This is a genomic window from Streptomyces sp. Ag109_O5-1 (genome assembly GCF_003814875.1).
In the GTDB taxonomy this organism is placed as follows: domain Bacteria; phylum Actinomycetota; class Actinomycetes; order Streptomycetales; family Streptomycetaceae; genus Streptomyces; species Streptomyces sasae.
Genome location: NZ_RKQF01000001.1, coordinates 7,570,177 through 7,594,822, shown reverse-complemented (window position 1 = coordinate 7,594,822; position 24,646 = coordinate 7,570,177). Strand labels below are relative to the sequence as shown.

At 69.8% G+C, this 24,646-nt stretch carries 21 protein-coding genes; 14 read left to right on the top strand and 7 right to left on the bottom strand.

Annotation, left to right across the window (positions count from 1 at the left end):
• Positions 1–34 precede the first annotated feature (34 nt).
• Together EDD90_RS34465 and EDD90_RS34460 are read right to left on the bottom strand one after the other, a co-directional pair.
• Positions 35–1,192, bottom strand: coding sequence for an acyl-CoA dehydrogenase family protein (locus EDD90_RS34465; RefSeq protein WP_123976784.1), 1,158 nt, complete (start codon positions 1,190–1,192; stop codon positions 35–37).
• A gap of 112 nt (positions 1,193–1,304) precedes the next feature.
• Positions 1,305–1,901 (bottom strand): TetR/AcrR family transcriptional regulator, encoded by a 597-nt coding sequence (locus EDD90_RS34460; RefSeq protein WP_123976783.1) that lies wholly within the window; start codon positions 1,899–1,901, stop codon positions 1,305–1,307.
• Positions 1,902–1,987: 86 nt separating this feature from the next.
• Between EDD90_RS34460 and EDD90_RS34455 the strand changes: the two genes are divergently transcribed.
• Genes EDD90_RS34455 through EDD90_RS34440 form a run of 4 tightly spaced genes read left to right on the top strand, consistent with a single transcriptional unit; the run spans position 1,988 to position 7,723 of the window.
• Positions 1,988–3,604 carry a carboxyl transferase domain-containing protein gene (locus tag EDD90_RS34455; protein ID WP_123976782.1) on the top strand — a complete coding sequence of 539 codons (1,617 nt, stop codon included), beginning with the start codon at positions 1,988–1,990 and terminating at the stop codon, positions 3,602–3,604.
• A gap of 11 nt (positions 3,605–3,615) precedes the next feature.
• A complete protein-coding gene (locus tag EDD90_RS34450; RefSeq protein ID WP_123976781.1) occupies positions 3,616–5,628 on the top strand; it encodes an acetyl/propionyl/methylcrotonyl-CoA carboxylase subunit alpha in 2,013 nt (670 codons plus the stop codon).
• An 8-nt stretch (positions 5,629–5,636) separates the two neighbouring features.
• Positions 5,637–6,557 carry a hydroxymethylglutaryl-CoA lyase gene (locus EDD90_RS34445; RefSeq protein ID WP_123981955.1) on the top strand — a complete coding sequence of 307 codons (921 nt, stop codon included), beginning with the start codon at positions 5,637–5,639 and terminating at the stop codon, positions 6,555–6,557.
• 5 nt (positions 6,558–6,562) lie between these two features.
• Positions 6,563–7,723 (top strand): acyl-CoA dehydrogenase family protein, encoded by a 1,161-nt coding sequence (locus EDD90_RS34440; protein WP_123976780.1) that lies wholly within the window; start codon positions 6,563–6,565, stop codon positions 7,721–7,723.
• A gap of 35 nt (positions 7,724–7,758) precedes the next feature.
• Here EDD90_RS34440 and EDD90_RS34435 read toward each other — a convergent pair whose 3' ends face one another.
• Positions 7,759–8,562 carry an aminoglycoside 3'-phosphotransferase gene (locus EDD90_RS34435; protein ID WP_123976779.1) on the bottom strand — a complete coding sequence of 268 codons (804 nt, stop codon included), beginning with the start codon at positions 8,560–8,562 and terminating at the stop codon, positions 7,759–7,761.
• Between the two features lie 114 nt (positions 8,563–8,676).
• Here EDD90_RS34435 and EDD90_RS34430 point away from each other — a divergent pair, with 114 nt between their 5' ends.
• The 7 genes from EDD90_RS34430 (at position 8,677) to EDD90_RS34400 (ending at position 16,579) form a co-directional block, all read left to right on the top strand.
• The gene (locus tag EDD90_RS34430) at positions 8,677–9,318 is read left to right on the top strand and encodes a nucleotidyltransferase domain-containing protein (RefSeq protein ID WP_123976778.1); all 642 of its coding nucleotides are present in this window, start codon (positions 8,677–8,679) and stop codon (positions 9,316–9,318) included.
• 164 nt (positions 9,319–9,482) lie between these two features.
• On the top strand, positions 9,483–10,529 hold the full coding sequence (locus EDD90_RS34425) for an ABC transporter substrate-binding protein (RefSeq protein ID WP_123976777.1): 1,047 nt from the start codon (positions 9,483–9,485) through the stop codon (positions 10,527–10,529).
• Positions 10,530–10,578: 49 nt separating this feature from the next.
• Positions 10,579–11,412 carry a siderophore-interacting protein gene (locus EDD90_RS34420; protein ID WP_123976776.1) on the top strand — a complete coding sequence of 278 codons (834 nt, stop codon included), beginning with the start codon at positions 10,579–10,581 and terminating at the stop codon, positions 11,410–11,412.
• A gap of 137 nt (positions 11,413–11,549) precedes the next feature.
• Positions 11,550–13,016: a lysine decarboxylase DesA gene (desA, locus tag EDD90_RS34415; protein WP_123976775.1), complete on the top strand. Its 1,467-nt coding sequence runs from the start codon at positions 11,550–11,552 to the stop codon at positions 13,014–13,016.
• On the top strand, positions 13,000–14,286 hold the full coding sequence (locus EDD90_RS34410) for a lysine N(6)-hydroxylase/L-ornithine N(5)-oxygenase family protein (protein ID WP_123976774.1): 1,287 nt from the start codon (positions 13,000–13,002) through the stop codon (positions 14,284–14,286). The genes desA and EDD90_RS34410 overlap by 17 nt, the downstream gene beginning before the upstream one ends.
• Positions 14,283–14,813 (top strand): GNAT family N-acetyltransferase, encoded by a 531-nt coding sequence (locus tag EDD90_RS34405; RefSeq protein WP_123976773.1) that lies wholly within the window; start codon positions 14,283–14,285, stop codon positions 14,811–14,813. Before EDD90_RS34410 ends, EDD90_RS34405 begins: the two co-directional genes overlap by 4 nt.
• Positions 14,810–16,579: an IucA/IucC family siderophore biosynthesis protein gene (locus EDD90_RS34400; RefSeq protein WP_123976772.1), complete on the top strand. Its 1,770-nt coding sequence runs from the start codon at positions 14,810–14,812 to the stop codon at positions 16,577–16,579. The genes EDD90_RS34405 and EDD90_RS34400 overlap by 4 nt, the downstream gene beginning before the upstream one ends.
• Before the next feature lie 60 nt (positions 16,580–16,639).
• On the opposite strand, the gene EDD90_RS34395 is transcribed toward EDD90_RS34400, so the two are convergent.
• On the bottom strand, positions 16,640–18,211 hold the full coding sequence (locus tag EDD90_RS34395) for a beta-N-acetylhexosaminidase (RefSeq protein WP_123976771.1): 1,572 nt from the start codon (positions 18,209–18,211) through the stop codon (positions 16,640–16,642).
• Between the two features lie 139 nt (positions 18,212–18,350).
• Here EDD90_RS34395 and EDD90_RS34390 point away from each other — a divergent pair, with 139 nt between their 5' ends.
• A complete protein-coding gene (locus EDD90_RS34390) occupies positions 18,351–19,208 on the top strand; it encodes a DUF4429 domain-containing protein (RefSeq protein ID WP_123976770.1) in 858 nt (285 codons plus the stop codon).
• 53 nt (positions 19,209–19,261) lie between these two features.
• Here EDD90_RS34390 and EDD90_RS34385 read toward each other — a convergent pair whose 3' ends face one another.
• A complete protein-coding gene (locus EDD90_RS34385) occupies positions 19,262–20,827 on the bottom strand; it encodes a metallophosphoesterase family protein (protein ID WP_123976769.1) in 1,566 nt (521 codons plus the stop codon).
• Between the two features lie 165 nt (positions 20,828–20,992).
• Between EDD90_RS34385 and EDD90_RS34380 the strand changes: the two genes are divergently transcribed.
• Both EDD90_RS34380 and glmS read left to right on the top strand, forming a co-directional pair.
• Entirely contained in the window at positions 20,993–21,250 is a 258-nt protein-coding gene (locus EDD90_RS34380) for a hypothetical protein (protein WP_123981954.1), read from the top strand.
• Positions 21,251–21,270: 20 nt separating this feature from the next.
• Positions 21,271–23,088 carry a glutamine--fructose-6-phosphate transaminase (isomerizing) gene (gene glmS / locus EDD90_RS34375; protein WP_123976768.1) on the top strand — a complete coding sequence of 606 codons (1,818 nt, stop codon included), beginning with the start codon at positions 21,271–21,273 and terminating at the stop codon, positions 23,086–23,088.
• A 230-nt stretch (positions 23,089–23,318) separates the two neighbouring features.
• Here the strand turns inward: glmS and EDD90_RS34370 are convergent, their stop codons facing one another.
• Both EDD90_RS34370 and EDD90_RS34365 read right to left on the bottom strand, forming a co-directional pair.
• Positions 23,319–23,885, bottom strand: a complete 567-nt coding sequence (locus EDD90_RS34370; RefSeq protein WP_123976767.1) for a GPR1/FUN34/YaaH family transporter — start codon at positions 23,883–23,885, stop codon at positions 23,319–23,321.
• A 154-nt stretch (positions 23,886–24,039) separates the two neighbouring features.
• Positions 24,040–24,567, bottom strand: coding sequence for a universal stress protein (locus EDD90_RS34365; RefSeq protein WP_123976766.1), 528 nt, complete (start codon positions 24,565–24,567; stop codon positions 24,040–24,042).
• Positions 24,568–24,646: the final 79 nt, after the last annotated feature.

Genomic DNA, 24,646 nt, shown 5'->3' with positions numbered 1-24,646 from the left:
GCACCTTTTCTACTGGCCGGTAATTGCGGGAGCCTTACAGGCCCATGTCCTTCGCGATGATCGTCTTCATGATCTCGCTGGTGCCACCGTAGATGCGGTTGACACGGTTGTCCGCGTACAGGCGGGCGATCGGGTACTCGTTCATGAAGCCGTAGCCGCCGTGCAGCTGGAGGCAGCGGTCGATCACGCGGTGGGCGACCTCGGTGGTGAACAGCTTGGCGCTGGCGGCCTCCGCCGGGGTCAGCTCACCGGCGTCGAGGGCCTCCGTGGCGCGGTCGACGACGGCCTCGGCCGCGTCCACCTCGGCCTGGCAGGCGGCCAGCTCGAACTTGGTGTTCTGGAAGGCGGCGACGGGCTGGCCGAAGACGACGCGGTCCTGGACGTACTGCTTGGCGAACCGTATGGCGGCCTTGGCCTGGGCGTAGGCGCCGAAGGCGATGCCCCAGCGCTCGGAGGCGAGGTTGTGGCCGAGGTAGTAGAAGCCCTTGTTCTCCTCGCCGAGGAGGTCCTCGACGGGGACCTTGACGTCGACGAACGCGAGCTCGGCGGTGTCGGAGGTCTTCAGGCCCAGCTTGTCGAGCTTGCGGCCGACCGAGTAGCCCTCGGCCTTGGTGTCCACGACGAAGAGGGAGATGCCGTGCCGGCGGTCCTCGGCGGAGGGCGCGGAGGTGCGGGCGCAGACGATCATGCGGTCGGCGTGCACACCGCCGGTGATGAAGGTCTTGGCGCCGTTGAGGACGTAGTGCGTGCCGTCCTCGCTGAGCTTGGCGGTGGTCTTCATGCCCGCGAGGTCGGAGCCGGTGCCCGGCTCGGTCATCGCGATGGCCCACATCTCCTCGCCGGAGACGAACTTCGGCAGGTACCGCTTCTTCTGCTCGTCCGTCGCCAGCAGCTTGATGTACGGCAGGCCGAGCAGCACGTGCACACCGGAGCCGCCGAAGGCGACGCCCGCACGGGCGGTCTCCTCGTACAGGACGGCCTCGAACTTGTAGGAGTCGATACCGGCGCCGCCGTACTCCTCGTCGACGCGGATGCCGAAGACGCCGAGCTCGGCGAGCTTGTAGTAGAAGTCGCGGGGCGCCTGGCCGGCCGCGAACCACTCGTCGTACACCGGTACGACCTCGGCCTCGATGAAGGCGCGGATGGTCTCCCGGAACGCCTCGTGATCCTCGTTGAACAACGTACGGCGCACGCCGCCACCTCCAGGCACGTCCATCTGTCTAAGCGCTTGCTCAGAACATCACCGTACCGGCGGGTAGGCGGATGGGTCCAGGGTGCGGGAGGCAGGACGGGCGTAACGCTCGTCACTCCCCCGCCGCCGCCCCGAACGCCCCCTTCGCCATCCGGTGCAGCAGGGTCGCCGTCGCCGTGCGGCCCGGCAGGGAACCCGGTCGGCCCAAGTGCGGGGTCGAGTTCAGCAGACCGAAGACCGAGTGGACGGCCGAGCGGGCGGCGGGCTCCGACAGGGTCGGGTGGACCTCCCGGAGGACCTCCACCCACAGCTCGACGTACTGCCGCTGCAGCTGGCGGACGAGTTTCCGGTCGCTGTCGCGCAAGCGGTCCAGCTCCCGGTCGTGCAGGGTGATCAGTGGGCGGTCGTCGAGGGCGAAGTCGATATGGCCCTCGATGAGGGAGTCGAGGACCTCCTCGGCGGGGACCCCGTCGGCCTCCGCCAGGCGCCGCTTCGCCCCCGTCAGCAGCTGCCCGCTGATCCCCACCAGCAGCTCCGCGAGCATCGCGTCCTTGCCCGCGAAGTGCCGGTAGAGACCGGGCCCGCTGATGCCGACCGCGGCGCCTATCTCGTCGACGCCGACACCGTGGAAGCCGCGCTCGGCGAACAGCCGGGCGGCCTCCTTGAGGATCTGCTCGCGACGGCTCGGGGCGTCGGTTCTCGTGACCATGAAGGCAATTCTAGACAGGGAGGTTAGCGGTCGTTAACCTGAGGGAAATGCGTTAACGCTCATTAACAAGGTGAGGGGATCGCGGCATGGACCAGGCACCGGAGCTGACGAGCGCGGCAGACCCCGCGTCGGAGGCCTTTCGGGCCAACGAGGAGGCGCACCGCGCCCTCGTGGAGGAGCTGCGCACCAAGCTGGCCGCGGCCGCACTGGGCGGCGGCGAGAAGGCACGCGCCCGGCACACGGCGCGCGGGAAGCTGCTGCCGAGGGACCGGGTGGACACCCTGCTCGATCCGGGGTCCCCGTTCCTGGAACTGGCTCCGCTGGCCGCCGAGGGGATGTACGACGGAGCGGCTCCGGCCGCCGGTGTGATCGCCGGGATCGGGCGGGTGAGCGGGCGCGAGTGCGTGATCGTCGCCAACGACGCGACCGTCAAGGGCGGCACGTACTACCCGATGACCGTGAAGAAGCACCTGCGGGCGCAGGAGGTGGCCCTCGACAACCGGCTGCCCTGTCTCTACCTCGTGGACTCCGGCGGCGCCTTCCTGCCCATGCAGGACGAGGTCTTCCCGGACCGCGACCACTTCGGGCGGATCTTCTACAACCAGGCCCGGATGTCGGGCGCGGGGATCCCGCAGATCGCCGCCGTCCTCGGCTCGTGCACGGCGGGCGGCGCGTACGTCCCGGCCATGAGCGACGAGGCCGTCATCGTCCGCAACCAGGGCACGATCTTCCTCGGCGGGCCCCCGTTGGTGAAGGCCGCCACGGGTGAGGTGGTGACGGCCGAGGAGCTGGGCGGCGGCGAGGTCCACTCCCGGGTCTCCGGGGTCACCGACCACCTCGCCGAGGACGACGCGCACGCCCTGCGGATCGTCCGGAACATCGTCGCCACCCTCCCCGCCCGGCGCGCCCTGCCCTGGGAGGTCACCCCGGTCGTCGAGCCCAAGGCCGACCCCTACGGCCTCTACGGCGCCGTCCCCGTCGACTCCCGCACCCCCTACGACGTCCGCGAGGTCATCGCCCGGGTCGTCGACGGCTCCCGGTTCGCCGAGTTCAAGAGCGAGTTCGGGCAGACCCTGGTCACCGGCTTCGCCCGGATCCACGGCCACCCCGTCGGCATCGTCGCCAACAACGGCATCCTCTTCTCCGAGTCCGCCCAGAAGGGCGCCCACTTCATCGAGCTGTGCGACCAGCGCGGGATCCCGCTGGTGTTCCTGCAGAACATCTCCGGCTTCATGGTCGGCAAGGACTACGAGGCCGGCGGCATCGCCAAGCACGGCGCCAAGATGGTCACGGCCGTGGCCTGCACGCGGGTGCCGAAGCTGACGGTGGTGGTCGGCGGTTCGTACGGCGCCGGGAACTACTCCATGTGCGGCCGGGCCTACTCGCCCCGCTTCCTGTGGATGTGGCCCAACGCCAAGATCTCGGTGATGGGCGGCGAGCAGGCGGCCTCGGTCCTCGCGACGGTGAAGCGGGACCAGCTGGAGGCGCGCGGCGAGGACTGGCCGGCCGAGGAGGAAGAGGCCTTCAAGGCGCCCGTCCGCGCCCAGTACGAGCGCCAGGGCAACGCCTACTACGCGACCGCCCGCCTCTGGGACGACGGGGTCATCGACCCCCTCGACACCCGGCAGGTGCTCGGTCTCGCGCTGACGGCCTGTGGCAACGCGCCGCTGGGTGAGCCCCAGTTCGGCGTCTTCCGGATGTGAGGAGGGGACTCGTGTTCGACACCGTACTCGTGGCCAACCGGGGCGAGATCGCCGTCCGGGTCATCCGTACGCTGCGGTCGCTGGGCGTGCGCTCGGTGGCCGTGTACTCCGACGCCGACGCGGACGCACGGCACGTCCGGGAGGCCGACACGGCGGTACGCCTCGGTCCGGCACCGGCGGGCGAGAGCTATCTGTCCGTGGAGCGGCTGCTGGATGCGGCTCTTACGAGTGGCGCCCAGGCGGTCCACCCCGGCTACGGCTTCCTCGCGGAGAACGCCGGGTTCGCGCGGGCCTGTGAGAAGGCGGGGCTGGTGTTCATCGGCCCGCCGGCCGACGCGATCGCGCTCATGGGCGACAAGATCCGGGCGAAGGAGACCGTGGCGGCGGCCGGGGTACCGGTGGTGCCGGGCGGGCGTGATCCCGAACTAGTGGACGCGGCCACCGAGTTGGGCGCACCTGTGCTGCTCAAGCCGTCCGCCGGCGGGGGCGGCAAGGGCATGCGGCTGGTGCGGGACCTGGCGCTCCTGGACGAGGAGATCGCGGCCGCCCGCCGCGAGGCCCGCGCCTCCTTCGGCGACGACACGCTCCTCGTCGAACGGTGGATCGACCGGCCCCGGCACATCGAGATCCAGGTGCTGGCCGACGGCCACGGGAACGTCGTCCACCTCGGGGAGCGGGAGTGCTCCCTGCAGCGACGGCACCAGAAGGTCGTCGAGGAGGCGCCCAGCGTGCTCCTGGACGAGGAGACCCGGGCGTCGATGGGCGAGGCCGCGGTGCAGGCGGCACGGTCGTGCGGCTACGTCGGCGCGGGCACGGTGGAGTTCATCGTGCCGGGCGGCGACCCTTCGGCGTACTACTTCATGGAGATGAACACCCGGCTCCAGGTGGAGCACCCGGTCACCGAGCTGGTCACCGGCCTCGACCTGGTGGAGTGGCAGCTGCGGGTGGCGGCGGGTGAGCGACTGGCCTTCGCCCAGGCCGACATCACGCTCACCGGGCACGCCGTCGAGGCACGGATCTGCGCCGAGGACCCGGCGCGCGGCTTCCTGCCCACCGGCGGCACGGTGCTGCTGCTGGGGGAACCGCAGGGCGACGGCATCCGCACCGACTCCGGGCTCAGCGAGGGCACCGAGGTCGGCAGCCTGTACGACCCGATGCTGTCCAAGGTGATCGCGTACGGCCCGGACCGGGAGACCGCCCTCCGGAAGCTGCGCGCGGCCCTCGCCGAGACGGTCACGCTGGGCGTGCTGACCAACGCCGGGTTCCTGCGCCGGCTCCTCGCCCATCCGGCGGTGGTGGCGGGAGAGCTGGACACCGGGCTGGTGGAGCGCGAGGCGGACGGACTGGTGTCGGACACGGTGCCGGCGGAGGTGTACGCGGCGGCGGCACTGCTGCGCCAGGACGCGATCGCCCCCGTCGGCGGCTCCGGCTGGACGGACCCGTTCGCCACCGCCGACGGCTGGCGCCTCGGCGGCCGGCGGGCCTGGACCTCGCACCATCTTCAGGTGCCGGGCCACGAGCCGGTGACCGTCCGCGTGCGCCGCACCCCGGGCGGAGCGGCGGAACTGCTCCTCCCCGGAACCGGGGAACCCCTCCAGGGGTCCGTGGGTGTGCCCCCGCGGCAGGACGGCAGGCACCGGTTCACGCTCCGACTCAACAACATCACGCACACCTTCCACCGCGCCGCCGACTGGATCGGCCGCGACGGCGACGCCTGGCAGGTCCGCGACCACGACCCGGTCGCCGCCTCGCTGAGCCGCACCGCGCACTCCGGCGCCGACTCCCTCACCGCGCCGATGCCCGGCACGGTGACCGTCGTGAAGGTCGCCGTCGGGGACGAAGTCACGGCCGGTCAGAGCCTGTTGGTGGTGGAGGCGATGAAGATGGAGCACGTCGTCTCCGCCCCGCACGCCGGCACGGTCGCCGAACTCGACGTGACACCCGGCAGCACGGTCGCCATGGACCAGGTGCTGGCCGTGATCACCCCGGCAGCCACGGCAGCCCCGGCAGAGGAGGACCAGTGACGCTCCCCATGGTCGTACCGGCGACGGACCTCCCCGCCCGGGTCCGCATCCACGAGGTCGGCGCCCGCGACGGACTGCAGAACGAGAAGTCCAGCGTGCCGACCGACGTCAAGGCCGAGTTCATCCGGCGGCTGGCCGACGCGGGCCTGACGACGATCGAGGCGACCAGTTTCGTCCACCCCAAGTGGGTGCCCCAACTGGCCGACGCGGAGGACCTGTTCCCTCAGGTCAGCGATCTTCCAGGGGTGACCCTCCCCGTCCTGGTCCCCAATCAGCGCGGCCTGGACCGGGCACTGGCCCTCGGCGCCCGCCGGATCGCCGTCTTCGCCAGCGCCACGGAGTCCTTCGCCAAGGCCAACCTCAACCGGACGCTGGACGAGTCCCTGGCCGTCTTCGACCCGGTCGTCCGGCAGGCGAAGGACGCCGGCGCCCACGTCCGCGGTTATGTCTCGATGTGCTTCGGCGACCCCTGGGAGGGCGCCGTCCCCCTCCACCAGGTGGTCAGGGTCTGCAGGGCGCTTCGCGACATGGGCTGCGACGAGCTGAGCCTCGGCGACACGATCGGCGTCGCGACCCCCGGCCATGTCCTCGAACTGCTCTCCCTGCTCAATGAGGAAGGCGTGCCGACGAACGTCATCGGCGTGCACTTCCACGACACCTACGGCCAGGCGCTCGCCAACACCTACGCGGCCCTGGAACACGGCGTGACGACGGTCGACGCGTCCGCCGGCGGGCTCGGCGGCTGCCCGTACGCCAAGTCCGCCACCGGCAACCTCGCCACCGAGGACCTGGTCTGGATGCTCCAGGGCCTCGGCATCGAGACCGGAGTCGACCTCGGCCGTCTCACCGCCACCAGCGTGTGGATGGCCGGACAACTGGGCCGACCCAGCCCGTCCCGCACCGTCCGCGCCCTCTCCCACCAGGAGTGACGACCATGGACCACCGCCTCTCCCCCGAACTGGAAGAACTCCGCCGCACGGTGGAGGAGTTCGCGCACGACGTCGTGGCGCCGAAGATCGGCGACTTCTACGAGCGCCACGAGTTCCCTTACGAGATCGTCCGCGAGATGGGCCGCATGGGCCTGTTCGGACTGCCGTTCCCCGAGGAGTACGGCGGAATGGGCGGCGACTACCTGGCGCTCGGCATCGCCCTGGAGGAACTGGCCCGCGTCGACTCGTCGGTGGCGATCACCCTCGAAGCCGGGGTCTCCCTGGGCGCCATGCCGATCCACCTCTTCGGCACCGAGGAGCAGAAGCAGGAGTGGCTGCCGAGGCTCTGCGCCGGGGAGATCCTGGGTGCCTTCGGCCTCACCGAGCCCGACGGCGGCAGCGACGCGGGCGCCACCCGCACCACGGCCCGTCTGGACCCCGCCACCGACGAATGGGTGATCAACGGCAGCAAGTGCTTCATCACCAACTCGGGTACGGACATCACGGGGTTGGTGACGGTCACCGCGGTCACCGGCCGCAAGCCCGACGGCAAGCCGCTGATCTCCGCGATCATCGTGCCGTCCGGCGCCCCCGGCTTCACGGTCGCCGCCCCCTACTCCAAGGTCGGCTGGAACGCCTCCGACACCCGTGAGCTGTCCTTCGCGGACGTCCGGGTCCCCGCCGCCAACCTCCTCGGCGAGGAGGGCCGCGGCTACGCCCAGTTCCTGCGCATCCTGGACGAGGGCCGGATCGCGATCGCGGCGCTGGCGACCGGCCTGGCCCAGGGCTGCGTCGACGAGTCCGTCAAGTACGCGAAGGAACGCCACGCCTTCGGCCGCCCCATCGGGGCCAACCAGGCCATCCAGTTCAAGGTCGCCGACATGGAGATGAAGGCCCACACGGCCCGCCTCGCCTGGCGCGACGCGGCCTCCCGCCTCGTCTCCGGCGAACCCTTCAAGAAGGAAGCCGCCCTCGCCAAGCTCTACTCCTCCACCGTCGCCGTCGACAACGCCCGCGACGCCACCCAGATCCACGGCGGCTACGGCTTCATGAACGAGTACCCGGTGGCCCGGATGTGGCGCGACTCCAAGATCCTGGAGATCGGCGAGGGCACGAGCGAGGTGCAGCGGATGCTGATCGCCCGGGAGCTGGGTCTGGTGAGCTGAGGCGATCACGCCGACGTACGCGTGCCGAGCGGCGGTCAGTCCGACAGTCCCCACAGCAGCCGGTAGTACGTGATCCGTTCCCGGTCCGGGTCGACTTCGTAGGCATCGAGCAGGGTCTCTTCCCAGCCCGGGCCGTAGTTCCACTGGGTGCTCCAGGTGGCGACAGCGAGGTCGGCCCAGCGGTCGGCGACACCGAGCGCGCCGAGGTCGACGTGTCCCGTGCACGTGCCGTCGTCGCCGACCAGGGTGTTGGGAGCGCAGGCGTCGCCGTGGCAGACGACGAGCCGGTCGGCCGACGGGATGTCGGCGAGCACGTCGAGCGCGCGCTCGACGGTGCCGAAGTGCCGAAGATCCCGGTGCCAGTCCGCCGGATCGATCCGCTGGGCCGCCGCTCGTGATCGCACTGCCTGCAGACGCCTTTCGGCGGACCAGTCGAACGGGCAGTTTGCGACGGGCAGCGAGTCATGCAGTGCGCGCAGCCCGGCGCCGATCGCGCGTACCGCGGTGCCGGGGTCGCGCTTCCAGTGGTCGTCCGCCGCCATGCGTCCCGGCAGGCCTCGTGTGACGATCCAGGACCCTGTGTCGTCGGCGCCCTCGTCAAGCACGCGAGGCACCACGGTGAACCTCGCCGCCCAGCGCAGGCGGGCCACCTCGGCAGCGAGGTCGAGGCCGCTGCCGGCCGGCGCCCACTTCACGAACTGCCGTGCGTCGCCCAGGCCGATCTGGAACGTCAGTCCGCCGAGTTCGTTCTTCCACACGGCCCGCGCCGGCCGCCCGGCCGCGAGCTCGGTGACGGCACGTGGGAAGTCGACGGGTTCCCGAGGCGACGCGGCGATCATCCGCACATTCTCACCGGACCGGCCGGTGGTCGGCGAACCATTTCCGCACGCGACCGGCGGCCGGCATACCGTTCCCGAGCCGCCGGTGAACGTCTGCGGCAGTACGTTGGCCGGATGACCGATCCCATGCCTCCCGGTGGCGATGTCGTCGACCCGGACGAACTGGCCGCCCGGTGGGCGGATGCCTGGCGGCCGGAGCAGGTCGCGGGGCGGCTGGACGGGGTCGGCACGCCCTGGTGCGTGGTGGCGGGTTGGGCGCTGGACCTGTTCCGCGGAGGGCAGTCGCGGCCCCACGGCGACCTGGAGATCGCGGTGCCCGAGGCGGGGTTCGCCGAAGTACGGGACCGTTTCCCGGAGTGCGCGTTCGACGCGGTGGGCTCGGGACGGATCTGGGAAGGGGCGGACACCGATGTGCTCGCGGCCACGCACCAGACCTGGCTGCGGGACCGGGCGAGCGGACGGTACCTGTTCGACGTCTTCCGCGAGCCGCACGAGGGCGGGACCTGGATCTGCCGGCGGGACGAGAGCCTGCGGCTGCCGTACGACGCGATCATCGCGCGGACCGTGGACGGCATCCCCTTCCTGGTGCCGGAGTTGGTGCTGCTGTTCAAAGCGAAGGAGCCGCGGCCCAAGGACCGGGCCGACTTCGACGGGGTCCTGCCCCTGCTGAGCCGGGCTCGATGCGAAGTCCTCAGTGGGTGGCTGACGCGCATGCATCCCGGGCATCCATGGCTGCGGGAGCTGGCGAGGCGGTGACCCGCCCCGGGCCAACGGCGGTCCGTCACAGGCGTGTTGGGGCGTTCGAACCGGCTCGCGGCGGGATTCACAGGCCCGGGACCCTGGACAAGATCTGAGGTTAGGCTAACCTAATCAACGACTTGTCCGGCGGTGTTTCCGCACGTCCGAAAGCAGCCACACTCATGTCCAACGTCAGAGTCACCCGCCCCACCCGCCGTGGCGTCCTCGCCGCCGGTGGCGCGCTCGGTCTCGGTGCCGTGCTCGCCGCGTGCGGTGACGACGACAAAAACAGTGGCTCCTCCGGCAAGGAGACGACGGCCGCGAAGTCCGGCCCCTGGACGTTCAAGGACGACCGCGGGACCACGGTGAAGCTGGACAAGGCCCCGGCGAACATCGTCGCGTTCGTCGGTGTCGCCGCCGCGCTCTACGACTACGGCATCGACGTGAAGGGCGTCTTCGGCCCGACGAAGACCAAGGCCGGCAAGGCGGACGTCCAGGCCGGCGACATGGACATCAGCAAGCTGACCGTCCTCGGCAACGAGTGGGGCCAGTTCAACGTCGAGAAGTACGCGGCCCTCGCCCCCGACGTCCTCATCACCACGATGTTCGACGGCGCCGGCACCCTCTGGTACGTCCCGGACGAGTCCAAGGACAAGATCGCGGGGCTCGCCCCGAGCGTCGGCATCTCGGCCTACGACCGCCAGCTCACCGTCCCGCTGCAGCGCGTCTGGGCCCTTGCGGAGTCCCTCGGCGCCGACATGGCTGCCAGTAAGGTCACGGATGCCAAGAAGCGCTTCGAGGCGGCGGCCACCCGGCTGCGCGCCGCCGCCAAGGCACACCCCGACCTCAAGGTGATGGCCGGCTCGGCCGCCCAGGACCTGTTCTACGTCTCCGGCACCAACCTCTCGGTGGACCTGGAGTACTTCAAGGCCCTCGGCGTGAACTTCGTCGAGCCGCCGGAGTCCGCCAAGAAGCAGGGCGGCGGCTGGTACGAGTCGCTCAGCTGGGAGAACGTCGACAAGTACAAGGCCGACATCATCATGATGGACGACCGCTCAGCGACCATCCAGCCCGCCGACATCACCCAGGCCACCTGGAAGAAGCTCCCGGCGGTCAAGGCCGGCCAGGTCATCGCCCGCTCCCCCGAGCCGATCTTCTCCTACGACAAGTGCGTCGCGATGGTCGAGAACCTCGCCAAGGCGCTGGAGACGGCCAAGAAGGTCAGCTGACCACCAGCAGACGTCCACAACCCTTCCTGACCCCATCTCAGGAGCTCATATGACGACGGCCGTAGCCGCCCCGTTCCGTTTCTTCTCCCTCCAGGTCGTACGGACGAGGCGGCTCGGTCCGTCTCTGGTCCGGGTCACCTTCGCCGGTGACGACCTGGTGCACTTCCACTCCCAGGGGCGCGACCAGTCCCTCTCCCTGTTCATCCCGGCCGAGGGCCGGATCGAGCCCGCCGTGCCCATCGAGTTGGGCGACGGCTGGTGGCAGGCCTGGCGCGAACTCCCGGACGGCATACGGGCCGTGATGCGGTCGTACACGCTGCGGGCACTGCGCCGGAACCCCGACGAAATCGACATCGACTTCGCACTGCACGGTGTCGAGCCGGGTGCGGCCGCTCCGGCCGGGCCCGCTTCGCGGTGGGCCGCGCGCGCCTGCGCCGGGGACAGGGTCCTCCTCCTCGGCCCCGCCCTCGCCGACAACCGGGCGATCCGCTTCCGGCCCCCGGAGGACACGGACCTCGTGCTGATCTGGGGCGACCAGACCGCCGTACCCGCCGCCACCGCCATCCTCGAATCCCTCCCCGCCACCACCCGCGTGCGCGCCTGGCTGGAGGTGCCGCACGCCGGGGACATCCAGGACGTGACCACCCTCGCCGACGCCCATATCGAGTGGATGGTGGGCGACACGGCCACAGAAGCCGTCCGCGGGGCCCGACTCCCGTCCGCCGAACGGCCGTACGTCTGGATCGCCGGGGAGTCCGGGCGGGTGAAGGAGCTGCGCCGGCACTTCGTCGGGGAGCGCGGGATCGACCGGCGCCGGGTCACCTTCGTCGGGTACTGGCGGCAGGGTCTGACGGAGGAACAGCTTCGGGTGGCGGACGAGTAGCCACCCCTCGCCCCCTGACAACCCCCCTCCACCGAAGTGACGGCAGTCACGGGAGAGGCATGTTTTCCCTGATGGAACTTAGGTTAGGCTAACCTAAGTTCGCTCCCCCGCACGGATCGTCCCCGGAGGACCCCCACATGCGCTCGCACCTGCTCAATGACCTCACCGCGGAGCACTACCGCCGCTCCGTGACCGAAGGAGTAGAGCGGGTGGCGGCCAAACTCGCGACCACCGACCGGCCGTTCACGGGTGTCACCGTCGACGCCCTCTCCCCTCGCATCGACACCATCGATCTCGACCAGCCGCTGTACGACACCACCGCGGTCCTGGACGAACTGGAGGACGTCTACCTCCGGGACGCGATCTACTTCCACCACCCCCGCTACCTCGCCCACCTCAACTGCCCGGTGGTCATCCCGGCAGTGCTCGGCGAGGCGGTGCTCTCCGCCGTCAACTCCTCCCTGGACACCTGGGACCAGTCGGCCGGCGGCACCCTCATCGAGCGGAAACTGATCGACTGGACGACCGCCCGGATCGGCCTCGGCGAGGCCGCCGACGGCGTGTTCACCTCCGGCGGTACCCAGTCCAACCTCCAGGCGCTGCTGCTGGCGAGGGAGGAAGCCAAGCCAGGGCCGGGTGGGCGGGAACAAGCGGCCGGCCTCGCCGGGCTCCGCATCTTCGCCTCCGAGGTCGGCCACTTCAGCGTGAAGAAGTCGGCGAAACTGCTCGGCCTCGGCCAGGACGCCGTGGTCGCGATCCCCGTCGACCACGACAAGCGGATGCAGACCGTCGCCCTCGCCCACGAGCTGGAGCGCTGCCGGCGCGACGGCCTGATCCCCATGGCCGTCGTCGCCACCGCCGGCACCACCGACTTCGGGTCCATCGACCCGCTGCCGGAGATCGCCGAGCTGTGTGAGCAGTACGGCACCTGGATGCACGTGGACGCGGCCTACGGCTGCGGGCTGCTCGCCTCCCTGAAGTACCGGGACCGCATCGACGGCATCGAGCGCGCCGACTCGGTCACCGTGGATTACCACAAGTCCTTCTTCCAGCCGGTGAGTTCGTCCGCCGTACTGGTCCGGGACGCCTCGACCCTGCGGCACGCGACCTACCACGCGGAGTACCTCAACCCGCGCCGGATGGTCACCGAGCGCATCCCCAACCAGGTCGACAAGTCCCTGCAGACCACCCGCCGCTTCGACGCCCTCAAGCTGTGGATGACCCTGCGCACCATGGGCGCCGACGGCATCGGCGAACTCTTCGACGAGGTCTGCGAGCTGGCGCAGGAGGGCTGGCAGCTCCTCGCGGCCGACCCGCGCTACGACGTCGTCGTCGAGCCGTCCCTGTCCACCCTCGTCTTCCGCTACATCCCCGCCGCCGTCACCGACCCGGCCGAGATCGACCGCGCCAACCTGTACGCCCGCAAGGCCCTGTTCGCCTCCGGCGACGCGGTGGTGGCGGGCACCAAGGTCGGCGGCCGCCACTACCTCAAGTTCACCCTGCTCAACCCCGAGACCACGACGGCCGACGTCTCCGCCGTCCTCGATCTGATCGCCGGCCACGCCGAGCAGTACCTGGGAGAGTCCCTTGACCGCGCGTCCTGAAGCCCCTGAGTCCCCGGACAAGACCTACGACTTCGTCGGGATCGGGCTCGGCCCCTTCAACCTCGGCCTCGCCTGTCTCACCGAGCCGATCGCCGAACTGGACGGCGTCTTCCTGGACTCCAAGCCCGACTTCGAGTGGCACGCCGGCATGTTCCTGGACGGCGCCCACCTCCAGACCCCGTTCATGTCGGACCTGGTCACCCTCGCCGACCCCACCTCGCCGTACTCCTTCCTCAACTACCTGAAGGAGAAGGGCCGGCTGTACTCGTTCTACATCAGGGAGAACTTCTATCCGCTGCGGGTGGAGTACGACGACTACTGCCGCTGGGCGGCCGGCAAACTCACCAGCCTCCGCTTCAACACGACGGTCACGGAGGTCCGGTACGAGGACGACGGATACGTCGTGACGACGGCCGCCGGCGGGTCGTACCGCGCCCGTCACCTCGTCCTCGGCACCGGCACCCCGCCCCACATCCCCGAGGCCTGCCGGGGCCTGGGCGGCGATCTCATCCACAACTCCCAGTACCTCCGGCACAAGGAGGCGCTCCAGTCGAAGGAGTCGATCACGCTGGTCGGCAGCGGCCAGTCCGCCGCCGAGATCTACTACGACCTGCTCAGCGAGATCGACGTCCACGGCTACCGCCTGAACTGGGTGACCCGCTCCCCCCGGTTCTTCCCGCTCGAATACACCAAGCTCACGCTGGAGATGACGAGCCCGGAGTACATCGACTACTACCACGCCCTCCCGGAGGCGACCCGCTACCGGCTCACGGACGGGCAGAAGGGCCTCTTCAAGGGCATCGACGGCGACCTGATCAACGAGATCTTCGACCTGCTCTACCAGAAGAGCCTCGGCGGCCCGGTCCCCACCCGCCTGCTCACCAACTCCTTGCTCGAAGCGGCCAGTTATGACAACGGCAGCTACACCCTCGGCCTCCGCCAGGAGGAGCAGGAGAAGGACTACGAGCTGGAGACCCAGGGCCTGGTCCTGGCCACCGGCTACAAGTACACCGAGCCCGAGTTCCTGAGCCCCGTCAAGGACCGGCTGCGCTACGACTCGCACGGCAACTTCGACGTCGCCCGCAACTACGCGATCGACGTCACCGGCCGGGGCGTCTTCCTGCAGAACGCCGGTGTCCACACCCACAGCATCACCAGCCCCGACCTGGGCATGGGCCCGTACCGGAACGCATACATCATCCGCGAGCTGCTGGGCACCGAGTACTACCCGGTCGAGAAGACGATCGCCTTCCAGGAGTTCGCGGTATGACCTTCACCTTCCGTCCCCTGGACCCGCTGAAGGACGCCGAGCTGCTCCACTCCTGGGTCACGCACCCCAAGGCGGCCTTCTGGATGATGCAGGACGCCAGGCTGGAGGACGTCGAGCGGGCGTACATGGACATCGCGGCCGACGAGCACCACCACGCGCTGCTGGGGCTCGGCCAGGACGGTGAGCCCGCCTTCCTCATGGAGCGGTACGACCCCGCCCACCGGGAGCTGGTCGGGCTGTACGAGCCCGAACCGGGCGACGTCGGGATGCACTTCCTCACCCCCGCCACCGACACGCCCGTGCACGGCTTCACCAGGGCCGTCATCACGGCCGTCGTCGCCCATCTCTTCGAGGACCCGGCGGCCCGCCGGATCGTCGTCGAGCCGGACGTGCGCAACAAGGCCGTGCACGCACTGAACGAGGCCGTCGGGTTCGTGCCCGCACGGGAGATACAGAAGCCGGAGAAGACGGCGTTGCTGAGCTTCTGCACACGGGAGCGGTTCGAGAGGGCGGTGGCCGTCGTATGACACTCGCCGACACGGTCGCCCATCTGACCCCCGAGCGCTGGGAGAACGCCAACCGGCTGCTCATACGCAAGGCGCTCGCCGAGTTCGCCCACGAGCGCCTGATCACCCCGGAGGAGGAGGGGGAGTCATATGTCGTCCGCAGCGACGACGGGCTCACCCGCTACCGCTTCACCGCCGTCCGCCGCGCGCTGGACCACTGGCAGGTGGCACCGGAGTCCATCACCCGTACCCGCGACGGCTCCGAACTCCCCCTCGCCGCTCTGGACTTCTTCATCGAGCTGAAGGGCTCCCTGGGGATCGGCGACGAGATCCTGCCGGTCTACCTGGAGGAGATCTCCTCCACCCTCTCCGGCACCTGCTACAAGCTCACCAAGCCCCAGATCCCGGTGGCCGAGCTGGTGCGCTCCGGCTTCCAGGCCGTCGAGACCGGGATGACCGAGGGCCACCCCTGCTTCGTCGCCAACAACGGCCGGCTCGGCTTCGGCATCCACGAGTACCTGTCGTACGCCCCCGAGACCGCGAGCCCGGTCCGGCTGGTGTGGCTGGCGGCGCACAGGTCGCGCGCCGCGTTCACGGCGGGCGTCGGGATCGAGTACGAGTCCTTCGTGCGGGACGAGTTGGGCGAGGAGACCGTCGAACGCTTCGCACGGCAGCTCACCGACCGGGGTCTGGACCCCGCCGACTACCTCCTCATCCCGGTCCACCCCTGGCAGTGGTGGAACAAGCTCACCGTCACCTTCGCCGCCGAGGTCGCCCGCGGCTATCTGGTCTGCCTGGGCGAGGGCGACGACGAATACCTGGCCCAGCAGTCGATCCGGACCTTCTTCAACCGCTCCCACCCCGAGAAGCACTACGTGAAGACCGCGCTCTCGGTCCTCAACATGGGCTTCATGCGCGGGCTTTCGGCCGCCTACATGGAGGCCACCCCGGCGATCAACGACTGGCTGGCCCAGCTCATCGACAACGACCCGGTGCTCAAGTCCACCGGTCTGTCGATCATCCGGGAGCGGGCGGCCGTGGGCTACCGGCACCTGGAGTACGAGCAGGCGACCGACCGCTACTCGCCGTACCGGAAGATGCTGGCCGCGCTGTGGCGGGAGAGCCCGGTGCCGTCCCTCCAGGAGGGCGAGTCGCTCGCGACCATGGCCTCGCTGCTGCACGTGGACCACGAGGGGGCGTCCTTCGCGGCGGCGCTGGTCGAGCAGAGCGGGCTGCCGGCCGTGGACTGGCTGCGGTCGTACCTCCGCGCCTACTTCACGCCCCTCCTGCACAGCTTCTACGCCTACGACCTGGTCTTCATGCCGCACGGCGAGAACGTCATCCTGGTGCTGAAGGACGGGGTCGTACGGCGGGCGGTCTACAAGGACATCGCCGAGGAGATCGCCGTCATGGACCCGGACGCGGTGCTGCCGCCGGAGGTCCGGCGGATCGCCGTGGAGGTCCCGGAGGACATGAAGCTCCTGTCCGTCTTCACGGACGTCTTCGACTGCTTCTTCCGCTTCCTCGCCGCGAACCTCGCGGCCGAAGGGGTCCTGGAGGAGGACGACTTCTGGCGGACGGTCGCCGAGGTCACCCGTGAGTACCAGGAGTCGGCGCCCGAACTCGCCGAGAAGTTCGCGCGGTACGACGTGTTCGCGCCCGAGTTCGCGCTGTCCTGCCTCAACCGGCTCCAGCTGCGCAACAACAGGCAGATGGTGGACCTGGCGGACCCGTCGGGCGCCCTCCAGCTGGTCGGAACCCTGGAAAATCCCGTCGCGGGGTTCTGACCAAGGCAGACGGGCTCCCCCGAGTACGGTCCTCGGGGGAGCCCGTCGGTCGGTTTCAGCCTACTTAGCAGGCCACGGGACCTGCGGCGAGCGGTAGTAGTCGATCCCGAGGGCGTCCCAGCGTGGGGCCTGGGCCGCGAGCCGGACCTTGTAGGCGTTCCAGTCGTGGGTGGCGGCCGGTGACCAGCCCAGCTCCGCCACTCCCGGCAGCCGCGGAAAGGCCATGTAGTCGATGTCGGCGTTCGTCACGATGGTCTCGGTCCACAGCGGCGCCTCCACGCCCCTGATCGAGGAACTCGGGGCTCCGGCGAGGTAGTTGCCCGGGTCCCAGTCGTACGACCGTTTCACCTCCACCAGTCCCGCCCAGTCCTGGCCCAGCGGGGTGTCCTCCGTGTACTTCATGTCGAGGTAGACCCGGTCGGCGGGCGAGAGGATCAGGCCGGTGCCGTTCTGGGCGGCCTTGACCACCTGGGCCTTCTCGTCGGCACTGGTGTCGTCCAGACCCCAGTACTGGGCCAGCGCCCCCTTCACCGGGTGGGCGCCGGTCAGCTGGTGCCAGCCGATCACCGTCTTGCCGTACTTCGCGACGAGGGGCTGCACCCGGTCCATGAACGTCACGTAGTCCGCGTGGCTGGTGGAGTGCGCCTCGTCGCCGCCGATGTGGAGGTAGCGGCCGGGGGTGAGGGCGGCCAGTTCGCGGATGACGTCGTCCACGAAGTCGTACGTCACCTGCTTCGACACGCACAGGGAGCTGAAGCCGACGTCCGTGCCGGTGTAGAGCGGCGGTGCGGTGCCGTCGCAGTTGAGGCCGGCGTAGGAGGCGAGGGCCGCGTTGGTGTGGCCGGGCATGTCGATCTCGGGGACGACCTCCAGGTAGCGGGAGGCGGCGTAGCGGACGATCTCCCGGTAGTCGGCCTTGGTGTAGTGGCCGCCCGTACCGCCGCCGACCTGGGCGGAGCCGCCGTAGGCCGCGAGCCGCGGCCAGGAGTCGACGGCGATGCGCCAGCCCTGGTCGTCGCTGAGGTGGAGGTGCAGTTCGTTGATCTTGTAGAGGGCCAACTGGTCGATGTAGCGCTTGACCTGGGCCACGGTGAAGAAGTGGCGGGAGACGTCGAGCATCGCGCCGCGGTAGGCGTAGCGCGGGCGGTCGGTGACGGTGCCGCCGGCGACCAGCCAGGGGCCGGGCTGTACGGAGTCCTTCTCGACGGCCGCCGGGAGCAGCTGGCGCAGGGTCTGGACGCCGTGGAAGAGGCCGGCGGGTGCGGCGGCGGTGATGGTGACGCCGTCACGGCCGCTGTCGAGGCGGTAGCCCTCGGCGCCGAACGGACCGTCGGCGAGGCGGAGTCGGATGCCCTCGTGGCGCTGGGTGGTGACGGGCAGCCGGTAGCCGGTCGACGGGCGGAGGAGGTCCGCGAGGTACTCGGCGACTCCACGGGCCTCCCGTGAGCCGTCGACGCCGATGGCGGTGGAGCGGGTGATGCGGTACGGCGATCCGCCCGGGGTGACCGAGGCGGGCGCGGGGACGATCCGGGCGAGCGGGTTCGGGGCGGCCCGCGGTGCCGCCGGGGTCGCGCCGACCGTGAAGGCGCCGGCCGCCGCGACGAGCAGCAGGGACCCGAGGACGCGGGCCATGCGGGGGGTACGGGCGGTACGGGGGGTACGGGGAGTCGTTCTGTGGTGCGGTCTCACATGCGCTCCCGTCGGTAGTGGTCAGGACTGACCGGGATTGGTCGAGACCACTCTCCCGCAGATCCGGTGGAACAATCCCTCCATGGCGGAAATCATCCAGAAGGACGGCATCTGGGTTTTCGACGGAGACGCCCTGCGGCTGACCCCCGGGCGGGACAAGAACGTCAGTGTGCTGCGCCGGACACTGGGTGAACTGGTGGTCCCGCTGGGCGCGTTGGCGGGGGTGTCGTTCGAGCAGGGCCGGAAGTCCGGGCGGCTGAGGCTGCGGCTGCGGGACGGCGCCGATCCGCTGCTGCACGCCACCGGCGGGCGGCTGACCGAGCCCCACGACCCCTATCAGCTGACCGTGGACGCGGACCGGTACGGGGTGGCCGAGTACTTCACGGACGAGGTGCGGGACGCACTGCTCCTCGAACAGGTGCCGGGCACGCCCGTGAGCGAGTACCTGCTGCCGGGGCCGCCGCTGCCGCTGACGGTCTCCGCCGGGGACGGCACCGCGTCGTTCGACGGGGAGCAGGTGCGGCTGGAGTGGAACTGGAAGACGGAGGACGCGAAGGCCGCCGCCGGTCCGCGGACGCTGGCTCTCGCGGACATCCTGGGCGTGGAGTGGCAGCCGTCGGCCGGGCTGGAGAACGGCCATCTGCGGTTCCTGATGCGCGGCGCCCCGGTCAGGACGCGGGCCAAGTACGACCCCAACGCGGTGGAGCTGTGGGGGTTCAAGCGGGATCCGCTGATGGCGCTGGTCGCGGCGGCGGTGCAGGCGCGGCTGCCGCATCCGTCGGCCGCCCTACCGGAAACGCCCCGGGTACCGGACGCGCCCGAGGCCGATCACGACGCGCTGCTGCGCCGCCTGCGTGAACTCGGGGAACTGCGTCGCGAGGGGGTGCTCACGGACGAGGAGTTCACGAGGGCCAAACAGGCGGTCCTCAAGCGCATGTGAGGACCGCCTGCCGGTACAGCCGGTACTGCCCGTACCGCCCTGCCGGTGACTGCTTACTTGGCCTTGCGGGCCACCGTGAAGTGGTCGATGCGGTCGCCGGTCTCGGCGATGCCCGACACCTTCAGCTTGGCGTAGCGGCCGCGCGGGGCGGGCTCCACGTCGACGCGCAGGAAGGAGTAGTTGAGGTAGCGCACCCGGGACCAGGCGACGGTCTCGTTGACCTTGCCGTCCTTGGTGTTGATGAAGGAGGCGACGGAGTCGACCTCGTTGAGGTGGCCCTCGTAGGAGTCGGGGGCGGTGAACGCGTAGAGGCTGCGGCCGGCCGCGCCCGCGGTGACGTAGACGACGCCCTCGGTGTCGGAGTAGGCCGTCTCGCCGATCGGGAGCTTCTTGACGACGGTGTTGCCCTTGATGACGTCGGTGCGCTCGTACTGGTGGTTGTGGCCGTTGATGACCAGGTCCACCGTGTACTTGTCGAACAGCGGCACCCACTCCTGTCGCACGCCCCCCTCCGAGGCGTGCGCCGTGGAGGTGCAGTAGGCGCAGTGGTGGAAGAACACGATGATGAAGTCGATGTCCTTCGAGGCGCGGAACTTCTTCAGCTGGCCCTCGAACCACGTGGTCTGCGTGCCGCCCGAGATGCCGAGGTTGGCCGGGATCTCGAAGGAGACGTCGTTCGGGTCGAGCGAGATGATCGCCGTGTTGCCGTAGACGAAGGAGTAGACGCCGGGCAGGTGCGCCTTGTCCGGTCCGTTGTCGGGCAGGGTGAAGCGGGCCTCCTCGCCGCCGTAGCCGTTGGGCGAGTACCAGGCCTCCATGTCGTGGTTGCCGTACGACACCATCCACGGCACGGACTTGGCGACGGACTCGGTCTGGTAGAGGAACTGGTCCCAGGTGCGCGAGTCGAAGCCCGTGTCGGTGGACTTGCCCTGGCCGGCCGGGTCGCCGTAGGCGATGTCACCGGCGTGCAGGTGGAAGCTGGGGTTCTGGCCGAGGATCAGGCTGTCGTTGGCGAGGGCGTGGTAGCTGACGCCCTGGTCGCCGAAGGCCGTGAAGGTGAACGGCGTCTTGCAGTCGGGCGCGGTGGTGAAGGTGCCCAGGGTGCCGAGGAGGTGGGACTCGGCCGGGTCGAAGCCCTCGTGGCCGACGCCGTAGTAGTAGGTCCTGCCGGGGCGCAGGTTGGCCAGCTGCGCGTGCAGGTAGTACTGGGTGTGGTCGCCGCTGGCGCCGACGCCGGCCGGCGTGTAGAGGGTGCGGACCTCGGCCTCGATCTTGCGCGAGAGGTCCCAGGGGTGGGCGCCTATGCGCACGAAGGGCTTCTTGACGGCGACGGGGACCTGCCAGGAGATCGTCATCTCCGAGCTCGGGTCGTTGCCGAAGGCGAGGTGGCGGCCGAACGGGGCGACGAGGGCGCCGTCGACCTGCTCGGTGGCGGGGGCGGTGGACTGCGTGGGGACGGCGGCCTGGGCGGTGCCGCCCATGACGAAGGAGCCGCCCGTGACAGCGCCGAGGGTGACGGCGCCGCCTCTGATCATGGAGCGCCGGGAGAACTTGGCGCGGAGGTACTCGTGCTGCTCGGCCATGCTCATGCGGTCGGCGAGCTTGTCGGGTACGCCCATACGAGGAATGTCCATGGCGTCTGAAAATCGTCTCCACAAGCAACGTGGCGCAAGACACAGGATGGACAGGCTGCGAACAGAGCCCCATAAGAGATTCAACAGACCGTTGCCCGGAATCGGGCAGGATTCTTGCGAAACCGACGCCGGTACTTCAGGATCTACCGGGTGCACGACGAACTCGTTGATCATCTGACGCGGTCCACGCCCCTGAGCCGGGGCGAGGCGCTGCGGGTGATCCAGGACGTGCTCGCCTACTTCGACGAGACGGCCGGCGACTACGTCCGGCGCCGCCACCGCGAGCTGCAGGCGGAAGGCCTGGTGAACGCGGAGATCTTCGACCGGATCGCGGCGGATCTGCAGTACAGGGCGGTCGCACCGCCGGAGCTCACCCTCCGGCAGCTGCGCCGCATCGTCTACGGCTGAGGAATACGGAACACCTATATATGTGCGGAATTGTCGGATACATCGGTAAGCGCGATGTCGCCCCCCTTCTCCTCGAAGGTCTCCAGCGGCTGGAATACCGCGGTTACGACTCGGCGGGCATCGTCGTGACCACGCCGAAGACCGGCGGCCTGAAGATGGTGAAGGCCAAGGGCCGGGTCCGCGACCTGGAGGCGAAGGTCCCGGCGCGTTTCAAGGGCACGACCGGTATCGCCCACACCCGCTGGGCCACCCACGGCGCGCCGTCCGACGTGAACGCCCACCCGCACATGTCGGCCGACCAGAAGGTCGCCGTCGTCCACAACGGCATCATCGACAACGCCTCGGAGCTGCGCCGCAAGCTGGAGGCGGACGGCGTCGAGTTCCTCTCCGAGACCGACACCGAGGTCCTCACCCACCTCATCGCCCGTGCCTCGGCGGAGACCCTGGAGGAGCGGGTCCGCCAGGCGCTGCGCCTGATCGAGGGCACGTACGGCATCGCGGTCATGCACGCGGACTTCCCCGAGCGCATCGTGGTCGCCCGCAACGGCTCCCCGGTGGTCCTCGGCATCGGCGACAAGGAGATGTTCGTCGCCTCGGACATCGCGGCCCTGGTCACCCACACCCGCCAGATAGTGACCCTCGACGACGGCGAGATGGCCACCCTCAAGGCCGACGACTTCCGGACCTACACCACCGAGGGCACCCGGACGACGGCCGAGCCGACCACCGTGGAGTGGGAGGCCGAGTCGTACGACATGGGCGGCCACGACACCTACATGCACAAGGAGATCTTCGAGCAGCCCGACGCGGTCGACCGCGTGCTGCGCGGCCGGATCGACGACCGCTTCTCCACGGTGCACCTCGGCGGCCTCAACCTGGACGCCCGTGACGCGCGCGCCGTGCGCCGGGTGAAGATCCTCGGCTGCGGCACGTCGTACCACGCGGGCATGATCGGCGCCCAGCTGATCGAGGAGCTGGCCCGTATCCCCGCGGACGCCGAGCCGGCCTCCGAGTTCCGCTACCGCAACCCGGTGGTCGACCCCGACACCCTGTACATCGCGGTCTCCCAGTCCGGTGAGACGTACGACGTCCTCGCCGCCGTCCAGGAGCTGAAGCGCAAGGGCGCGCGGGTGCTGGGCGTGGTGAACGTGGTGGGTTCGGCGATCGCGCGGGAGGCGGACGGCGGCACGTACGTCCACGCGGGCCCCGAGGTCTGTGTGGTCTCCACCAAGTGCTTCACCAACACCACGGTCGCCTTCGCGCTCCTCGCCCTGCACCTGGGCCGGATCCGCGACCTCTCGGTCCGCGACGGCAAGCGGATCATCGAGGGCCTGCGCAAGCTGCCCGCCCAGATCTCGGAGATCCTCGCCCAGGAGGCGGAGATCGAGAAGCTGGCGGCGGAGTTCGCCGAGGCCCGCTCGATGCTGTTCATCGGCCGCGTCCGGGGCTACCCGGTGGCCCGCGAGGCCTCCCTGAAGCTGAAGGAGGTCTCCTACATCCACGCGGAGGCCTACCCGGCGTCCGAGCTCAAGCACGGCCCCCTGGCCCTCATCGAGCCCGCCCTGCCGACGGTGGCGATCGTCCCCGACGACGACCTCCTGGAGAAGAACCGCGCGGCCCTGGAGGAGATCAAGGCCCGCAGCGGCAAGATCCTGGCGGTGGCCCACCAGCACCAGGAGAAGGCGGACCACACGATCGTCGTCCCGAAGAACGAGGACGAGCTCGACGCGATCCTGATGGGCATCCCCCTCCAGCTCCTCGCCTACCACACGGCGAAGGCCCTGGGCCGCGACATCGACAAGCCGCGGAACCTCGCGAAGTCGGTGACGGTGGAGTAGGACCGTTTGAATGTGCGGGCCGGCGGGGGCTGGTCGCGCAGTTCCCCGCGCCCCTGAGGGGCGCTTGTGCAACACCCCTTCTTTTAGGGGCGCGGGGAACGGCGCGAACGGCCCCGCCCACCCGCACGGGCCGGACAACCGAACGGACCCCTCACGTGTGCCATCGGCAACGGAGGGGTCCGCTCATTGGATCGCCGGGGCCGCCCAACTCCCCGGCGTCGGCTGCCGTTTCAGCCGTGGGCCGTCACCCCACGGCCGGCAGCCCGCCTGGGCAGCACCGTCGGCCAGTGCGCGAGCGCCGCGGTCGCCGCGTACCAGGCCACCGCCCCCGCGGCCACCGCAACCCAGCCTCCGACCTTGGTCAGTGACGAACTGTCGGCGAACTGGGCGACGGCGAGAACGAGCATCGCCAGGAACAGCAGCCCGTGCATGGCCTGTCCGAGCTGGTCCCCGCCCGCGAGGGTCAACGACAGGGCCACGAGGGCGAAGAGGAGCAGGAAGAGCCCGGCCCCGTTGGCCGTGGCGTGGCCGTCGGCCGAGACGGCCCAGGTGAACCAGAGGGCTCCGAGGGCCACATAGCCCGTGCCGTTCGCGGTGTCACGGTCACGGAAGGCCAACAGGCCGACGAGGAAGAGGGCGACTCCGCCCACGTAGTGGGCGACTGACACGGCGTCGGATGTGGTGACGTTGTCGATCACGCCGGTGGTGCCGAGGCCGAACGCCAACAGGGTGATTCCCAGGGCGAGTCGGCCGGCCACGGTAGTGGTTCCGCTTCCCGCAGAGACGTCGTTGTCCACGGCGGGCTCCCTTCATGCTTTGTGCAGTTGTGCGCGGTGACCGATATATGCCCTTCACAAGGGCACAAACACCTCTACGCACGAGTAGATTTACGCACGGCACAAAGAGAGCCGGACCGTTCCCACGGCGCATCTCACCTGGGAGAACGTGGAGTTACGGAATGACAACGACGGGCCGCTTGGCCCGCTTGGCGAGCCGCCCGGCGACGGAGCCGAAGATCCGGCCGACGATCCCGTGGGTCGACCCCACGACGATCGCGTCGGCTTCGTACTCCCGCCCCACCTCTTCGAGTTCGTGGCAGATGTCTCCGCCACGCTCCACCAGGATCCAGGGCACTTCGGCCAGATACTCGGCACAGGCGAGTTCGAGACCGAGCACCTCGGTGCGGTGGTCCGGTACGTCGACGAAGACGGGTGGCTCGCAGCCGGCCCACACGGTGGTCGGCAGTCGGTTGGCGACGTGGACGATGATCAGCCCCGCGCGGGAACGGTGGGCCATCCCGATCGCATAGGCGAGGGCTCGCTCACTGGAGGTGGAACCGTCGAAGCCGACGACCACCCCGTGCTTGAAGGCGGGATCGCAGGAAGGGCGCGCCTCTTCCGCCGCCAGCGCATCGGCCGCCGTGGGGTCGGCGACCGGCCGCTTGCGGTCCGCTGGATCGAAGAATTCGTGACCGGCCATGGCTGTCTCGGCGTTGTGATCCTTATGTATGGGAGGGCCGACAGTGTGCGGCGGAGCTGTGTCCGGGAAACATCTTCCC

What these genes read in the sequence shown, in the direction of transcription:
- EDD90_RS34460 (WP_123976783.1), bottom strand. Translation starts at nt 1,901, where the DNA reads ATGGTCACGAGAACCGACGCCCCGAGCCGTCGCGAGCAGATCCTCAAG.
- EDD90_RS34455 (WP_123976782.1), top strand. Translation starts at nt 1,988, where the DNA reads ATGGACCAGGCACCGGAGCTGACGAGCGCGGCAGACCCCGCGTCGGAG.
- EDD90_RS34445 (WP_123981955.1), top strand. Translation starts at nt 5,637, where the DNA reads ATGGTCGTACCGGCGACGGACCTCCCCGCCCGGGTCCGCATCCACGAG.
- EDD90_RS34440 (WP_123976780.1), top strand. Translation starts at nt 6,563, where the DNA reads ATGGACCACCGCCTCTCCCCCGAACTGGAAGAACTCCGCCGCACGGTG.
- EDD90_RS34435 (WP_123976779.1), bottom strand. Translation starts at nt 8,562, where the DNA reads ATGATCGCCGCGTCGCCTCGGGAACCCGTCGACTTCCCACGTGCCGTC.
- EDD90_RS34430 (WP_123976778.1), top strand. Translation starts at nt 8,677, where the DNA reads ATGACCGATCCCATGCCTCCCGGTGGCGATGTCGTCGACCCGGACGAA.
- EDD90_RS34425 (WP_123976777.1), top strand. Translation starts at nt 9,483, where the DNA reads ATGTCCAACGTCAGAGTCACCCGCCCCACCCGCCGTGGCGTCCTCGCC.
- EDD90_RS34420 (WP_123976776.1), top strand. Translation starts at nt 10,579, where the DNA reads ATGACGACGGCCGTAGCCGCCCCGTTCCGTTTCTTCTCCCTCCAGGTC.
- desA (WP_123976775.1), top strand. Translation starts at nt 11,550, where the DNA reads ATGCGCTCGCACCTGCTCAATGACCTCACCGCGGAGCACTACCGCCGC.
- EDD90_RS34405 (WP_123976773.1), top strand. Translation starts at nt 14,283, where the DNA reads ATGACCTTCACCTTCCGTCCCCTGGACCCGCTGAAGGACGCCGAGCTG.
- EDD90_RS34400 (WP_123976772.1), top strand. Translation starts at nt 14,810, where the DNA reads ATGACACTCGCCGACACGGTCGCCCATCTGACCCCCGAGCGCTGGGAG.
- EDD90_RS34395 (WP_123976771.1), bottom strand. Translation starts at nt 18,211, where the DNA reads ATGGCCCGCGTCCTCGGGTCCCTGCTGCTCGTCGCGGCGGCCGGCGCC.
- EDD90_RS34390 (WP_123976770.1), top strand. Translation starts at nt 18,351, where the DNA reads ATGGCGGAAATCATCCAGAAGGACGGCATCTGGGTTTTCGACGGAGAC.
- EDD90_RS34385 (WP_123976769.1), bottom strand. Translation starts at nt 20,827, where the DNA reads ATGGGCGTACCCGACAAGCTCGCCGACCGCATGAGCATGGCCGAGCAG.
- glmS (WP_123976768.1), top strand. Translation starts at nt 21,271, where the DNA reads ATGTGCGGAATTGTCGGATACATCGGTAAGCGCGATGTCGCCCCCCTT.
- EDD90_RS34365 (WP_123976766.1), bottom strand. Translation starts at nt 24,567, where the DNA reads ATGGCCGGTCACGAATTCTTCGATCCAGCGGACCGCAAGCGGCCGGTC.